This window comes from Simplicispira sp. (assembly GCF_028687295.1).
Lineage (GTDB): Bacteria > Pseudomonadota > Gammaproteobacteria > Burkholderiales > Burkholderiaceae_C > Simplicispira > Simplicispira metamorpha.
In genome coordinates, this window is record NZ_JAQUAL010000005.1 from 18,412 (window position 1) to 33,023 (window position 14,612).

General features: G+C 56.3%; 14 protein-coding genes and 1 tRNA gene. All 15 read right to left on the reverse strand.

Annotation, left to right across the window (positions count from 1 at the left end; genetic code table 11):
- Positions 1-1,077 carry an NADH-quinone oxidoreductase subunit NuoH gene (nuoH, locus tag PHX69_RS01270; protein ID WP_119011757.1) on the reverse strand — a complete coding sequence of 359 codons (1,077 nt, stop codon included), beginning with the start codon at positions 1,075-1,077 and terminating at the stop codon, positions 1-3.
- Entirely contained in the window at positions 1,074-3,197 is a 2,124-nt protein-coding gene (nuoG, locus tag PHX69_RS01275) for an NADH-quinone oxidoreductase subunit NuoG (protein ID WP_288041983.1), read from the reverse strand. The genes nuoH and nuoG overlap by 4 nt, the downstream gene beginning before the upstream one ends.
- A 15-nt stretch (positions 3,198-3,212) precedes the next feature.
- A complete protein-coding gene (gene nuoF, locus PHX69_RS01280) occupies positions 3,213-4,568 on the reverse strand; it encodes an NADH-quinone oxidoreductase subunit NuoF (RefSeq protein WP_119011755.1) in 1,356 nt (451 codons plus the stop codon).
- On the reverse strand, positions 4,565-5,056 hold the full coding sequence (gene nuoE / locus PHX69_RS01285; protein WP_119011754.1) for an NADH-quinone oxidoreductase subunit NuoE: 492 nt from the start codon (positions 5,054-5,056) through the stop codon (positions 4,565-4,567). The genes nuoF and nuoE overlap by 4 nt, the downstream gene beginning before the upstream one ends.
- Positions 5,053-6,306, reverse strand: a complete 1,254-nt coding sequence (locus tag PHX69_RS01290) for an NADH-quinone oxidoreductase subunit D (protein ID WP_119011753.1) — start codon at positions 6,304-6,306, stop codon at positions 5,053-5,055. The genes nuoE and PHX69_RS01290 overlap by 4 nt, the downstream gene beginning before the upstream one ends.
- 27 nt (positions 6,307-6,333) lie before the next feature.
- Positions 6,334-6,942: an NADH-quinone oxidoreductase subunit C gene (locus PHX69_RS01295; RefSeq protein WP_119011752.1), complete on the reverse strand. Its 609-nt coding sequence runs from the start codon at positions 6,940-6,942 to the stop codon at positions 6,334-6,336.
- 9 nt (positions 6,943-6,951) lie between these two features.
- Complete coding sequence (locus PHX69_RS01300) at positions 6,952-7,431, reverse strand: NuoB/complex I 20 kDa subunit family protein (protein ID WP_119011751.1); 480 nt, start codon at positions 7,429-7,431, stop codon at positions 6,952-6,954.
- Between the two features lie 25 nt (positions 7,432-7,456).
- Entirely contained in the window at positions 7,457-7,816 is a 360-nt protein-coding gene (locus PHX69_RS01305) for an NADH-quinone oxidoreductase subunit A (protein WP_119011750.1), read from the reverse strand.
- A gap of 79 nt (positions 7,817-7,895) precedes the next feature.
- Positions 7,896-7,980: transfer RNA gene (locus PHX69_RS01310), tRNA-Leu, on the reverse strand.
- A gap of 94 nt (positions 7,981-8,074) precedes the next feature.
- On the reverse strand, positions 8,075-8,452 hold the full coding sequence (gene secG / locus PHX69_RS01315) for a preprotein translocase subunit SecG (RefSeq protein ID WP_288041986.1): 378 nt from the start codon (positions 8,450-8,452) through the stop codon (positions 8,075-8,077).
- 41 nt (positions 8,453-8,493) lie between these two features.
- A complete protein-coding gene (tpiA, locus tag PHX69_RS01320; protein WP_119011748.1) occupies positions 8,494-9,240 on the reverse strand; it encodes a triose-phosphate isomerase in 747 nt (248 codons plus the stop codon).
- Between the two features lie 2 nt (positions 9,241-9,242).
- Positions 9,243-10,229: an NAD(P)H-quinone oxidoreductase gene (locus PHX69_RS01325; protein WP_288041987.1), complete on the reverse strand. Its 987-nt coding sequence runs from the start codon at positions 10,227-10,229 to the stop codon at positions 9,243-9,245.
- A gap of 92 nt (positions 10,230-10,321) precedes the next feature.
- Complete coding sequence (gene pnp, locus PHX69_RS01330) at positions 10,322-12,559, reverse strand: polyribonucleotide nucleotidyltransferase (RefSeq protein ID WP_288041989.1); 2,238 nt, start codon at positions 12,557-12,559, stop codon at positions 10,322-10,324.
- Between the two features lie 197 nt (positions 12,560-12,756).
- Positions 12,757-13,023 carry a 30S ribosomal protein S15 gene (rpsO, locus tag PHX69_RS01335; protein ID WP_119011745.1) on the reverse strand — a complete coding sequence of 89 codons (267 nt, stop codon included), beginning with the start codon at positions 13,021-13,023 and terminating at the stop codon, positions 12,757-12,759.
- A 156-nt stretch (positions 13,024-13,179) separates the two neighbouring features.
- The gene (locus PHX69_RS01340) at positions 13,180-14,550 is read right to left on the reverse strand and encodes a Fic family protein (protein ID WP_288041992.1); all 1,371 of its coding nucleotides are present in this window, start codon (positions 14,548-14,550) and stop codon (positions 13,180-13,182) included.
- Positions 14,551-14,612 lie beyond the last annotated feature (62 nt).

The following is a 14,612-nucleotide window of genomic DNA, read 5'->3' on the forward strand; positions in this document are numbered from 1 at the left end:
TCATTTCCAGATGTTCCACGGCGAGTGCAACCAGCCCCCGACCAGCACCAGCCACACCAAAGTGACCGGAATAAAGATTTTCCAGCCCAAACGCATGATCTGGTCATAGCGAAAGCGCGGGAAAGTAGCGCGAATCCAGATAAACATGGATACCACCACGAATGTCTTGATACCCAGCCAGATCCAGCCGGGAATGAAGTCAAGCGCTGCCACAGGCGAGAGCCAGCCCCCCAGGAACATCAGCACCGCCAGAATGGACACCAGCCACATGCTGGCATATTCAGCCAGAAAGAAGATGGCAAAACCCATGCCTGAATACTCAACCATGTGACCAGCAACGATCTCTGCTTCGCCTTCAACCACGTCGAATGGATGGCGGTTAACTTCGGCGACGCCAGAAATTAGATACACGATGAAAATCGGCAGCAGTGGCAACCAATTCCAGGACAAGAAATTCAAACCATAGCTAGCAGCCGTGCCAGAAGCTTGGCTCATCACCACCGCCGTCAAGTTCATGCTGCCAGTGACCATGATGACTACCAAGAAGCAAAAGCCCATGGCAATTTCATAGCTCACCATCTGCGCTGATGCGCGCATGGCACCAAGAAACGCATATTTGGAGTTGGACGCCCACCCCGCAATAATCACACCATAGACTTCAATCGAAGTAATGGCCATCATCAGCAAAATACCGACGTTGACATTGGTCAGTGCCACATCCGGGCCAAATGGAATTACCACCCAGGCTGCCAAAGCAGGCATGATAGCCATTACTGGGCCGAGGATGAACAAACCTTTGCTGGCAGCAGAAGGTTGGATGATTTCTTTGGTCAGCAACTTGACAGCATCGGCAATGGGTTGCAATAAACCCAAAGGCCCCACCCGGTTGGGACCATGGCGCACCTGCATGAAACCCAAAAGCTTACGCTCCCAGAGCGTGAGATAAGCCACCGCCCCCATCAGAGGCAGCAAGATGACAACAATCTTGATCAATATCCAGAGCACTGGCCAGACGGCAGCGCTCCACCATCCCTGGGACACCAAACCCAGACCACCGTTGTAGATTGCATCAATCATGCTGGCACCTCCCCAGATGCCAAGCGTGCATCTGCCGTCAACTGCAATGAGGTGGCTCGGCGAACTATGCCATCGAGTTGGTAAATCGACGCCACCACAGGTTCACCGGCTTGTGCAGGCGATGTGAGAGTCTGCGCCTGAACACGCCGTGTGGACATGTCTAACAACCCGCCAGAAGGTACATTGACCGATTTGGTCAAAATTTCCTGCGATGTTTCAAAATCGAAATTCGACAAACCGAGCAAGTTACCCAATACCCGCAGAACTTTCCAGCCAGGACGGGTTTCACCCAGAGGCTTGACCACGGCATGGAAGCTTTGCACGCGACCTTCCGCATTGATAAAACTGCCGGAGGTTTCTGTGAACGGGGCAATGGGCAACAACACATCGCTGAATTCCATATTGGCCTTGAATGGGCTCATGGTGATCACCATGTCGACTTTGCCCAGCGCTGCTACAGCCTGCGCGCCAACAGCACTGTCCCACTGAGGCTCGGTATTCAGCAACAGCGCGCAGCGCAGTCCACCGGCCAGCATTTGCGCGGCATTCAGACCCTCTGCGGTGGGCATCGCACCCACCCACTGCGCTCCCACAGTATTGGCAGCCTCCGTAAGGTACCCCACTGTAGCGCCTGTATTCTCACCAATCCATTGCGCCAAAGCCAACAAGTTGGAAGCTTGCGCATGGTGAGCGGCGGCATTACCGAGCAAAACGGCTTTGCGTTCACCGCTCAACAGTGCTTGGGCAATGGCTTGTGCCACTTCGCCAGCCTGTCCTTGAGGCTGCGGTGCAACAACACCTTTGGCCTGTGCCACAGCAGCGGCCACATCTGCCAAGGCTTGCACCCACGCATTGGACTGTGCCACTAGCGTATGGGCCACCGGCATAGCCCAGTCACGCACAACCGAATCAATAGCAGTGACCACCGCACCTTTGCGTGCAGCTTGGCGCACACGCTGCGCAAACAAAGGATGGTCTTTGCGGAGGTTGGATCCAACCACCAAAACCGATTGCAAAGCGGACAAAGAAGCAATGGAGCAGCCCAACCAATTTACGCCGTGCTGGGTGGCGAATTCTGCATTGCGCAGACGATAGTCGATGTTGTTGCTACCCAAGCCTTGCACCAGAGCACGCGCCAAGTACAACTCTTCCAGCGTACTGTGAGGGCTGACCAAGGCACCGATCTTGTTGGCACCGTGGTCTTTCTTGATTTGCTGCAAACCGTTGGCGATGTATTCGAGCGCGGTCTGCCAATCCACTTCACTCCAGACACCTCCTTGCTTAAGCATGGGGCGCGTCAGACGCTCAGCACTATTCAGGGCTTCATACGAGAAGCGATCACGGTCAGCAATCCAGCATTCGTTGACGTCTTCATTTTCGAAAGGCAAAACACGCATGACCTTGTGGTTTTTGACTTGCACCACCAGATTAGCACCCGTCGAGTCATGGGGACTGATCGACTTGCGACGGGACAGCTCCCAGGTACGAGCGCTGTAGCGAAATGGCTTGCTGGTCAAAGCACCCACAGGGCAAATATCAATCATGTTGCCCGACAACTCGGAATCGATGGTGTCGCCGGTCACAGTGGTGATTTCGGAATGCTCACCACGGTGAATCATCCCCAACTCCATGACGCCAGCCACTTCCTGACCAAATCGCACGCAACGGGTGCAATGAATGCAGCGACTCATTTCCTCCATGGAGATAAGAGGGCCGACATCCTTATGAAACACCACACGTTTTTCTTCTTCGTAGCGCGAAGAAGTGCCGCCGTAACCCACGGCCAAATCCTGTAACTGGCACTCACCACCCTGATCACATATAGGGCAATCCAGCGGATGGTTGATGAGCAAAAACTCCATCACGGATTTTTGAGCCTGTATCGCCTTATCACTTTTGGTGCGGACGACCATACCTTGGGTGACAGGCGTGGCACAGGCAGGCATCGGTTTGGGTGCCTTTTCTACCTCTACCAGACACATGCGGCAATTGGCAGCGATAGATAGCTTTTTGTGATAACAAAAATGCGGTATGTAGGTGCCCGCTTTTTCAGCAGCATGCATCACCATGCAACCTTCAGCGATTTCCACCTTCTGACCGTCAAGTTCAATTTCAACCATATGCTTTTCTCACGATCAGGCAGAGGCCACGGCCTGGGAAACATTCTTCTGGATCAGCGCCTCAAACTCAGGCCTGAAATGCTTGATCATGGCTCGCACGGGCATGGCTGCAGCATCACCCAAAGCACAGATGGTTCGGCCCATGATATTGCTGGCCACAGAGTCCAGCACATCCATATCTTGCGGACGCCCTTCACCGCGGTGAATTCGATCCACCAGACGCCAAAGCCAACCAGTACCTTCACGACATGGTGTGCACTGGCCACAAGACTCATGCATATAAAAATAAGACAGACGCTTGAGCGACTCCACCATGCAACGGCTGTCATCCATGACGATCACGGCACCCGAACCCAGCATGGAACCAGCCTTGGCAATCGAATCGTAGTCCATGGTGCATTCCATGATGATGGATGCAGGCAGAACAGGCGACGAGGAGCCACCGGGGATGACCGCTTTGAGCTGACGCCCTGTACGGACACCACCAGCCAGCTCCAGCAACTTGGCGAAAGGAGTTCCCATGGGAACTTCGTAGTTGCCAGGCCTCTCCACATCCCCACTGACGGAATAAATTTTTGTACCACCGTTATTCGGCTTACCACATGCCAAGTAGGCAGCCCCACCGTTGCGAATAATCCAGGGAACCGCAGCAAAAGTTTCGGTGTTGTTGATCGTGGTGGGTTTGCCATACAACCCAAAACTAGCAGGAAAAGGCGGCTTGAAGCGCGGCTGGCCTTTTTTACCTTCCAGAGATTCCAGCAGTGCAGTTTCTTCTCCACAAATGTAGGCACCAAAGCCATGGTGGGCATGCAGTTGGAAACTGAAGGCACTGCCTAAAATAGAATCACCCAAGTAACCGGCAGCGCGCGCCTCTTCCAAGGCAGCTTCAAAACGCTCATAAACTTGGAAGATTTCACCGTGGATATAGTTATAACCCACTGAAATACCCATGGCATAAGCGGCAATGATCATCCCCTCGATCACGATATGGGGGTTGAACATCAAAATGTCGCGGTCTTTGCAAGTCCCCGGCTCACCTTCGTCGGAATTGCAGACCAAATACTTTTGACCTGGAAACTGACGGGGCATAAAGCTCCACTTCAGTCCCGTGGGGAAGCCGGCACCGCCACGACCGCGCAAGCCAGACTCCTTGACACTGGCAATCACTTGGTCTTGGGTCAGCCCTTCGCCGCCATCTTTTCCCAATATAGAGCGCAAAGCTTGGTAACCACCACGCGCTTCGTAATCTTTCAGAGTCCAGTTAGAACCATTCAGATCGGCATAGATTTGTGGGTCAATATGCCGACCATGAAAACAGGTTTCTATTCCGGCTGATTGGAATTGGGCGAGGATTTGGGCAGAACTGCTCATTTCTTTTCCTCCGCTGCACGCAAAGCATCGACCAGCTGATCGAGCTTTTCATGGCCCATAAAACTGCACATATTCCGATCATTCACCAACATTACCGGCGCATCGGCGCAAGCGCCGAGGCATTCACACTGTTGTAAGGTAAATAATCCATCAGCAGTGGTTTGCCCCATGGAAACACCGAGTTTTTGTTCAAGATGCTCCAATGCCTTAGCCCCATCGCGCAAAAGACATGGCAAATTGGTACACACAGCCAGCTTGTATTTTCCTACTGCTTGCTGGTTGTACATGTTGTAGAAGGTAGTGACCTCATGGACAGCAATTTGGGGCATACCGAGATACTCGGCAATCACTGCCTCACTGGCTTCACTGACATGGCCTTGCTCTTGCTGAACAATGGCCAGACAAGCCATAACAGCCGATTGCTTTTGCTCGGCTGGGTATTTGGCCACTTCCCGCGCAAAACGCGCCTTGGTCGCTTCAGAAATCATCGGTCAATTTCTCCGAACACGATATCCATCGTGCCAATAATGGCAACAACGTCTGCCAACATATGACCACGCGACATTTCATCTAATGCCGACAAATGCACAAAACCAGGCGCTCGAATTTTCAAACGATAGGGCTTATTGGCACCATCGCTTACCAGATAAATGCCAAACTCGCCTTTGGGATGCTCTACCGCAGCGTAAGCTTCACCTTCTGGCACATGAAATCCTTCCGTGAACAACTTGAAGTGGTGGATCAACTCCTCCATGTTCGACTTCATGGATTCACGGCTGGGTGGCGCAACCTTATGGTTATCGGTAATAACAGGGCCAGGATTGGCACGCAACCAATCTACGCATTGCTTGATGATGCGATTGGACTGGCGCATTTCCTGAACGCGTACCAAATAGCGGTCATAGCAATCGCCGGTTTCGCCCACAGGGATATCAAAATCGAGGCGATCATAAACATCATAGGGCTGCGCCTTGCGCAAATCCCAGGCAATACCAGAGCCACGCAACATAGGGCCTGTCATACCCAGATTGATGGCGCGTTCAGGCTGAACCACACCAATACCCACCGTACGCTGCTTCCAGATACGGTTTTCTGTCAACAAGGTTTCATACTCATCCACACAAGCTGGAAAGCGCTGTGTGAAATCATCAATAAAATCAAGCAAAGAACCCTTACGGTTCTGATTGCGCTCTTCCAACGATTTGGCATTGCGCACCTTGCTTGCCTTGTACTGGGGCATGCTGTCAGGCAGGTCGCGATACACGCCGCCTGGACGGAAGTAAGCAGCATGCATGCGTGCGCCAGACACTGCCTCATACATGTCAAACAGATCTTCACGCTCACGGAAAGTGTAGATCAAGATGGTGGAGCTGCCGCAGTCGTTCCCGTGCGAACCAAGCCACATCAAGTGATTCAGCAGACGAGTGATTTCAGCAAACATCACACGGATGTACTGCGCGCGAACCGGAACCTCAATGCCCAGCAACTTCTCGATTGCCAGGCAATAGGCATGCTCATTGCACATCATCGACACGTAATCCAACCGATCCATATAAGGAAGCGATTGGATAAAGGTCTTGTGTTCAGCCAATTTTTCGGTAGCACGGTGCAACAGACCAATGTGCGGATCAGCACGCTGAACCACCTCACCATCAAGCTCCAACACCAAGCGCAGCACACCGTGCGCAGCCGGATGCTGGGGACCAAAGTTCAGAGAATAATTTTTGATTTCAGCCATGTTTCACCAGAGAAGGCACAAAGCGCCTTAGTGCAGGCCTCCGTATTTATCTTCACGGATGATGCGTGGCGTGACTTCACGCGGCTCAATCGTTACCGGCTCATAAATCACACGACGCTGGTCAGCGTCGTAACGCATTTCAACATTACCGGACAACGGAAAGTCTTTACGGAAAGGATGCCCAATGAAACCGTAGTCCGTCAAAATGCGACGCAGATCGCCGTGACCATCAAATACGATGCCAAACAAATCAAAGGCCTCGCGCTCAAACCAGCCAGCGCCTTCCCACAAAGTGGTCAGCGACGCAACAACTGGAAAATCATCATCCGGACAAAATACTTTGACGCGCAAACGCTGATTCAAACTCACAGAAAGCAAGTGCGAAACCACACAGTAACGCAACCCTTCTTGCTCACGATCTTTGTAGGCAGAATAATCTACTCCACACAAATCAATCAGCTGTTCAAAACGGCAACCTGGCGCCTCACGCAAAATGCGCATGGCTTCCAGATAATGCTTTGCAGCAACTTCAATAGTTACCTCATCCAAAGCCACCTTGACTGCGCGCACTTTCTCGCCCAAGGCTTGGGCAATGGCATTTTTGAGGTTTTCAGGGCTGATAGCTACGTTTGTCATGACACCACCTCAAGCGCGCGCAATGGTATTGGTGCGACGTATTTTTTGCTGCAACTGGATAATGCCGTAGATCAGCGCCTCAGCCGTTGGAGGGCAACCAGGCACATACACATCCACAGGCACAATACGATCACAACCGCGCACGACTGAATAGCTGTAGTGGTAATAACCACCGCCATTGGCGCACGACCCCATGGACAAAACCCAGCGCGGCTCCGACATCTGGTCATACACCTTGCGCAAAGCGGGCGCCATCTTGTTGCACAAGGTTCCCGCAACAATCATCAAATCAGACTGGCGTGGACTAGCACGAAAGACCTCGGCACCAAATCGACCGATGTCATAACGTGCAGCTGCTGCGTGCATCATTTCCACAGCACAGCACGCCAGACCAAAGGTCATGGGCCACAAAGAGCCGGTTTTGGCCCAATTCACCACAGAGTCGTAACTCGTGGTGACGAAGCCTTCTTTCATCACGCCTTCAATCATTGTGTCAATCCCCGCTCAAACCTGATCATTCCCAATCCAGCGCACCTTTTTTCCACTCGTAGGCAAAACCCACAACCAGAACGGCCAGAAAGATAATCACAGCGACAAAACCAGTCACCCCAACCTCCTGCAGCGACACAGCCCAGGGAATCAGGAAGGCGATTTCAAGATCAAAAAGAATAAAGAGGATGGCAACCAGGTAGTAGCGCACATCGAACTTCATGCGGGCATCTTCGAAAGCTTCGAAGCCGCATTCATAAGGGGAATTTTTTTGGGGATCGGGCCTGTTGGGCCCCAAGATATATCCCAGCGCCAGCGGCACGACACCGACCGCTATGCCTACCAAGATGAACAATAGAACGGGGAGATATTGATCGAGGTTCATCTTGTGGATGTGCTCACCGCTGTAACTGCATGCACCATGACCAGAAAATGGCACATGGGCATGAGCTTGTTTTTTTGTTTGGTGCCGTCGGCGAGACTCGAACTCGCACAGCTTTCGCCACTACCCCCTCAAGATAGCGTGTCTACCAATTTCACCACGACGGCTATCGCGTTGCCTGGATGGCTTGAGGAACTTTTTTGCTTTCCAGACAGTCCGCGATTATACCTTGATACATTGTCAAAAAATGATTGCGCAGGTTTATTTGGCGGGAATCTCTGCGGCACCAGAGGCAGGAACCGCAGCTGGCGCCACATTGCCCGGAATAGCCGCAGCCGAACCAGCGTCTGGCACCACCACGGGCGCCACTGTCTCCAACACACTGCCTGTGCTTTGCGGACGGGCGCTACCAAAATAGGCCAACGCCAGCGTACAGACAAAAAACACGGCCGCCAGCACTGCAGTAGTGCGCGACAGGAAGTTGGCGCTTCCGCTGGCGCCAAACAGACTGCCCGAACTGCCACTGCCAAAAGCCGCCCCCATGTCAGCACCTTTGCCATGCTGGATCAGAATCAAACCGATCATGCCCAAGGCGGTCAAAATCTGTGCTGCCAAAATCACGTTCACAAGTAAATTCATTCTTCGATAACTCCTGATTTGATAGCGCCTAGCGCTTATCCTTATTGGGCTGCAGCGATAATTTGCAAGAAGTCTGCGGGCTTGAGCGAGGCGCCCCCGACCAGCCCGCCATCAATGTCGGGTTGGGCCAGCAGCTGCTGCGCATTGCCCGCATTCATGCTGCCGCCGTAGAGCAGTCGAATGCGTGCCGCCTTGTCGCTGGCCGCTGCCAACTGCGCACGCAGCACGGCATGCACCTGCTGCGCCTGCTCTGGCGTGGCAGTTTTGCCTGTACCGATGGCCCACACGGGCTCGTACGCCACCACCACTTCACTGATGCAATGGCCATTGACATGGATGACCGCTGCCAGCTGGCGACGCACCACGGCTTCAGTTTCTCCCGCTTCGCGTTCGGCCAGCGTTTCACCGACACACACAATGGGTGTAATGCCAGCGGCCAGCGCACGCTGTGCCTTCAGCGCCACGCAGGCATCCGACTCGGCATGGTATTGACGCCGCTCCGAGTGCCCAACCAAGGCGTAGCGCACCGCGAAGTCGCGCAACATCAAGGCCGACACTTCCCCCGTGTAAGCACCTGCCTCGTGCGCAGACACATCCTGCGCCGCCAGCGCCAGGGCCGAGCCCGCAACCAGGGACTGCACCTGCGCCAAGTAGGGCGCGGGCACAGCCACAGCCACGTCACAACCACCCTGCCCTGCCAGCCCTGCCACCAGCGCACGCACCAAGGCGTCGTTGGCAGCCAAGCTGCCGTTCATTTTCCAATTGCCTGCGATCAGTTTTTTGTTCATGCTTACCACGTCAAAACAATCTTGCCAGTGTGCTGACTGGACTCCATCAAAGCGTGCGCCTGTGCCGCATCGGCAGCGGCAAAGGTGCGGTGGATCACTGGGCGCACGGCACCGGCGGCCAGCAAAGGCCACACCCGCTCGCGCAAGGCCTGCGCAATCGCGCCCTTGAAGGCCACGGGCCGGGGCCGCAACGTGGAACCGGTAATGGTCAGGCGCCGTCGCAAAACCAGCCCCGCATCGAACGTGCTCTGTACACCACCTTGGACGGCGATGATCACCAGACGGCCATCTTCTGCCAGACACTGCACCTCGCGGGCCACGTAGCTGCCTGCCACCATGTCCAGCACCACATCCACGCCTTTGCCCGCCGTGATGCGCTGCACCTCAGCGACAAAATCTTGCGTGCGGTAGTTGATGGCATGGTGGGCGCCCAGCGCCAGACAGGCCGCACATTTGTCATCGCTGCCCGCCGTGACGATGACGGTAGCGCCCAGCGCCCGGCCCAGCTGGATGGCAGTCACGCCGATGCCGCTGCTTCCGCCTTGCACCAGCAAAACCTCCCCCGGCTGCAAACGGCCACGCTCGAACACATTGCTCCACACCGTGAAGAAGGTTTCGGGCAAAGAGGCAGCCTCTACGTCGCTGAATCCGGCGGGCACGGGCAGGCACTGCACCACGGGAGCCACGCACCACTGGGCGTAGCCACCACCAGCCACCAGCGCGCAGACGCGATCGCCCACGTGCAGACCGGCCTGGGCCATGGCGGACTCATCGCCCCCCTCAATCACCCCCGCCACCTCCAGACCCGGCAGGTCAGAGGTGCCCGGCGGCGGCGCATAGTGGCCCTTGCGTTGCAGCACATCAGGCCGGTTGATGCCGCTGGCGCTCACGCGGATCAGCAACTCCCCCGCACCGGCCACCGGCACAGGACGCTCACCCAGGCGCAGAACGCCGGGTTCGCCAAACGATGAAATTTCTACAGCAAGCATGCTCTGAAGGCGCTCCGTTAATTTGAATGATTTTGGCCTCTAGCGCCCGACTGGCGGGCGCTAGCAGCTCTCATATCAATAGCAAATTGACGTTAGCCGCTGACTTGGCCTGGCGCGTCCTGGGCAGGCTGCTGTGCTGGCTGCTGCTCGTTGTCACGCGCTGCGGCGGGCTCACGGCGCTCCTGGCGCTCAGCACGCTCTTGGCGCTCGCCACGCTCAGGGCGGTCACCGCCCTGGGGACGCTCAGCCAGCACTTTCATGGACAGCTTGATGCGGCCTTTTTCGTCAGTTTCCATGACCTTGACCTTGACGATCTGGCCTTCGGTCAGGTAGTCGCTCACGCGCTCGACGCGCTCGTGGGCGATCTGGCTGATGTGCAGCAGGCCGTCCTTGCCAGGCAGCAGGTTGATCAGCGCGCCAAAGTCCAGAATCTTGGTGACTGGGCCTTCATACACTTTGCCGATTTCCACCACAGCCGTGATTTGCGCGATGCGGCGCTTGGCTTCATCGGCCTTGGCCGTGTCGGTCGAGGCGATGGTGATGGTGCCGTCTTCGTCGATGTTGATCTGGCAACCGGTCTCTTCGGTCAATGCACGAATCACCGAACCACCCTTGCCGATCACGTCGCGGATCTTCTCGGGGTTGATCTTCATGGTGTAGAGCTTGGGCGCGAAGCTGGAGACTTCGGTATTGGCCTCGCCCATGGCTTCTTGCATCTTGCCCAGGATGTGCATGCGCGCTTCTTTGGCCTGGGCCAGGGCGACTTGCATGATTTCCTTGGTGATGCCCTGGATTTTGATGTCCATTTGCAACGCCGTGATACCGGCGGTGGTGCCAGCCACCTTGAAGTCCATGTCGCCCAGGTGATCTTCATCGCCCAGGATGTCGGTCAGCACGGCAAAACGGTTGTCTTCCTTGATCAGGCCCATGGCAATACCAGCCACATGCGCCTTCATGGGCACGCCCGCATCCATCATCGACAGGCAGCCGCCGCACACCGATGCCATCGACGAGGAGCCGTTGGATTCGGTGATCTCCGACACCACGCGAATGGTGTAGGGGAATTCTTCCTTGCTCGGCAGCACCGCGGTCAGTGCGCGCTTGGCCAGGCGGCCATGGCCGATTTCGCGGCGCTTGGTGCTGCCCATGCGACCGACTTCGCCGGTGGCAAAGGGAGGCATGTTGTAGTGCAGCATGAAGCGGTCTTCGTATTCGCCCATCAAGGCGTCGATGCGCTGGGCATCGCGCTCGGTGCCCAGCGTGGTCACGGCCAGCGCCTGGGTTTCGCCACGGGTGAACAGCGACGAGCCGTGGGCACGCGGCAGCACGCTGCTGCGGATTTCAATGGGGCGCACCGTGCGCGTGTCGCGGCCATCAATGCGGGGCTCACCGGCCAGAATCTGGCTGCGCACGATGCGTGCTTCGATGTCAAACAACATGCCTTCGACCTTGACGGCATCGAACTCCACACCAGCTTCCTTCAGGTCGGCCATGACCACGGCGTAGGCCTCGCGGCAAGCGTGGGTGCGGGCCTGCTTGTTGCGAATCTGGTAAGCGGCGCGCAGTTTTTCTTCGGCAAATTGCGTGACTTTGGCAATCAGGGCCTCGTCTTTGGGCGGGGCGCTCCAGTCCCACACCGGCTTGCCGGCGTCACGCACCAGCTCATGGATGGCATTGATGGCAATCTTGCCCTGCTCATGGCCAAACACCACAGCGCCCAGCATCACGTCTTCGGGCAGTTGCTGCGCTTCGGACTCGACCATCAGCACGGCAGCTTCGGTACCGGCCACCACCAGATCCATCTGGCTGCTCTTGCGCAGCGTCTGGCCGGGGTTGAGCACGTACTCACCATTGACATAGCCCACGCGCGCGGCGCCGATGGGGCCGCTGAACGGAATGCCGGAAATGGCCAGCGCAGCGCTGGAGGCAATCAGCGCGGCAATGTCTGCATCCACTTCAGGGTTCAGCGACAGCGTGTGGATGACCACATGCACTTCGTTGAAGAAGCCTTCGGGGAACAGCGGGCGGATCGGACGGTCGATCAGGCGGCTGGTCAGGGTTTCGTGCTCGCTGGGCTTGGCTTCGCGCTTGAAAAAGCTGCCGGGAATCTTGCCAGCGGCATAGGTCTTCTCGATGTAATCCACCGTCAGCGGGAAGAAGTCCTGGCCGGGCTTGGCACCTTTGGAGGCCACCACCGTGGCCAGCACCACGGTATCGTCAATGTTGACCACAACGGCACCAGAGGCCTGGCGGGCGACTTCGCCGGTTTCCATGATGACGGTCTTGTCGCCCCATTGGAAAGACTTGGTGACTTTGTTGAAAATGCTCATTTTTGCTCCTGATTAGATAGCTGGTAACGCAGTACCAGCGGGCGCCAGAGGCCTATTCAGAACACGATGCCATTCCATTGAAACCGCACGCGGAAGTTCAGTGGAATGACACAGCTTCGCTCTGATCTTGGACACTGGCAAAGTAAAAAACGCCTGAGCTAGCGTGCTAACCCAGGCGTTTTTGCATGCGACAGCGCTTACTTGCGCAGACCCAGCTTGGCGATCAAAGCGGTGTAACGCTCAGCGTTCTTGGCCTTGAGGTAGTCCAGCAGCTTGCGGCGACGGCTCACCATGCGCAGCAGGCCACGGCGACCGTGGTGGTCTTTGGCGTGGGTCTTGAAGTGGGGCATCAGTTCGTTGATGCGGGCCGTCAGCAGGGCCACTTGCACTTCAGGGCTACCGGTATCGTTGGCAGCACGGGCGTTGGCCTTGACGACTTCGGCCTTGATGGAGGATGCGATCATTTGGAAATTTCCTGTAATGCGGCTTGCCACCCCATAAACGGGCAGCCAGCGCGGGTTTTACTTGCGCCAGAAACTGGAAGGGCTACCGGCGTGCGTCTTGCACCATGCAAAACCTGTCGATTATAGCGACTGCCCTATTTGTAGCCGGGCGGCGCCTCATTTCCAGTGCGCCTGCCAGACCTGAAACTCACTGGGTCGCAGGCGGTAGCGCGCAATGCTGCCTTCATGCAGGCTCAGGAGCTGCGTCTCCACCACCTCAATGAAACGCTCTCTGTCCTGGGGCTTGATCTGCGCTTGGGCAAAGCGCCGCACCGCGCTGACGGCTTGCAGCTTGCCCAAGGCCTCTCGCACCACTTCGGTCACTGCCTGGGTGATTTGCTGCCGGTACTGCAAACGGAACGGGTCAGGCTCTCCCAGCGACTGGCGAACAGCCGAGTAACGGGCGCAGGAGCGCTTGTAAGCCCAGACAAACACATCACGCAGCAACTCCACGCGATTGAGTTCATAAACGCCCAGCATGGCGCTGATGTACGCGGCTTGCTCCACATCCACAAACGATAGCGGGCACAGGTTGCGTTGTATCAGTGGGATATTGGCCGCCAGCCGCGAGACACGCTTATTCACATCCTCAAAGGGCTGCAGGTAAGGCAAATGCACCATCACAAAAAAAGCCTGCTCGAACGGATCGCGTATGGCCGCTGCCGTATCCAGAATCTGGTCAAAACACTCGGCAATGCGCTGCGGCCCCTCCAAAGGCAAAAACGTTGTCTGCCCAATGCCCACAGCGATGCTGCGCAAACGTCCGCTGGCGGTGGGGTCGTCGAGCAAATTGTCGGACAGCAGCGCATGCAGGTTGAGCACTGTGTAGCGGTTAAAGCCAATGTCGCTGGCTGAATCAATCAGAAACTCGATGGCTTCTTTGTGGTTCAGAATCATTTGCGCCTCCAGAGCATTCTTGCCCACTGCGGCTTCACCGACGGACAGCAAGCGCTCCGTCTCCAGCAGCGAATAGGTGTTGCCTTCCAGACGGCTGGAGTTCCAGGACAAATCAATCAGCAACCGATTGGCAATTTTGCGGGCATATGTGCCAGCGGGCTCGCTAGTGGCCACGGCCTGCCCCTGGGCCAGCAAGTCATCGCGCACATCCTGGGGCAAATACCAGGTTTCGTTGGGGCGGTAGCCATCCAGAAAGGCTCGGCGGTAACCCACAGGCTGGCGCAGCGCCAAGGGCTGGCGAACCAGCGCCTCAACCTCCTTGGCCTGGGGCGACAAGGGGAGCAGGCTTGCCCCCTGGGCCGTGGTACCCGGTTTGGCGGCTTCGCCCAGCCGGTATTTGACGCTCCGCCCCTGGCCTTGGCGGTACACGCGCGCCTGGGCCATCAAATCATTGAGCCAGCGCTGCAAAGTACGGCGATGGGGCGGCGCCGCGAGGCTTTCTTGAATCTGCTCGGTGCTGGCACCATCAGCAAAACGGGCAATCGCCTCCAGCACCGCTTGCTGGGCTTGTGTCGGCAGGGGTCTGGACATGGTTTACTCCTGTCTCGCATGGTTCAATCGCGACATTAAACACGCAAAAATGTCGCGAAAAC

Coding starts and splice junctions, on each gene's coding strand:
- nuoG (WP_288041983.1), bottom strand. CDS start 3,197: ATGGTTGAAATTGAACTTGACGGTCAGAAGGTGGAAATCGCTGAAGGT.
- PHX69_RS01300 (WP_119011751.1), bottom strand. CDS start 7,431: ATGATTGAAGGCGTGATGAAAGAAGGCTTCGTCACCACGAGTTACGAC.
- nuoH (WP_119011757.1), bottom strand. CDS start 1,077: ATGATTGATGCAATCTACAACGGTGGTCTGGGTTTGGTGTCCCAGGGA.
- tpiA (WP_119011748.1), bottom strand. CDS start 9,240: ATGAACAAAAAACTGATCGCAGGCAATTGGAAAATGAACGGCAGCTTG.
- secG (WP_288041986.1), bottom strand. CDS start 8,452: ATGAATTTACTTGTGAACGTGATTTTGGCAGCACAGATTTTGACCGCC.
- nuoE (WP_119011754.1), bottom strand. CDS start 5,056: ATGATTTCTGAAGCGACCAAGGCGCGTTTTGCGCGGGAAGTGGCCAAA.
- PHX69_RS01340 (WP_288041992.1), bottom strand. CDS start 14,550: ATGTCCAGACCCCTGCCGACACAAGCCCAGCAAGCGGTGCTGGAGGCG.
- PHX69_RS01305 (WP_119011750.1), bottom strand. CDS start 7,816: ATGAACCTCGATCAATATCTCCCCGTTCTATTGTTCATCTTGGTAGGC.
- PHX69_RS01325 (WP_288041987.1), bottom strand. CDS start 10,229: ATGCTTGCTGTAGAAATTTCATCGTTTGGCGAACCCGGCGTTCTGCGC.
- nuoF (WP_119011755.1), bottom strand. CDS start 4,568: ATGAGCAGTTCTGCCCAAATCCTCGCCCAATTCCAATCAGCCGGAATA.
- rpsO (WP_119011745.1), bottom strand. CDS start 13,023: ATGATCGCATCCTCCATCAAGGCCGAAGTCGTCAAGGCCAACGCCCGT.
- PHX69_RS01290 (WP_119011753.1), bottom strand. CDS start 6,306: ATGGCTGAAATCAAAAATTATTCTCTGAACTTTGGTCCCCAGCATCCG.
- PHX69_RS01295 (WP_119011752.1), bottom strand. CDS start 6,942: ATGACAAACGTAGCTATCAGCCCTGAAAACCTCAAAAATGCCATTGCC.
- pnp (WP_288041989.1), bottom strand. CDS start 12,559: ATGAGCATTTTCAACAAAGTCACCAAGTCTTTCCAATGGGGCGACAAG.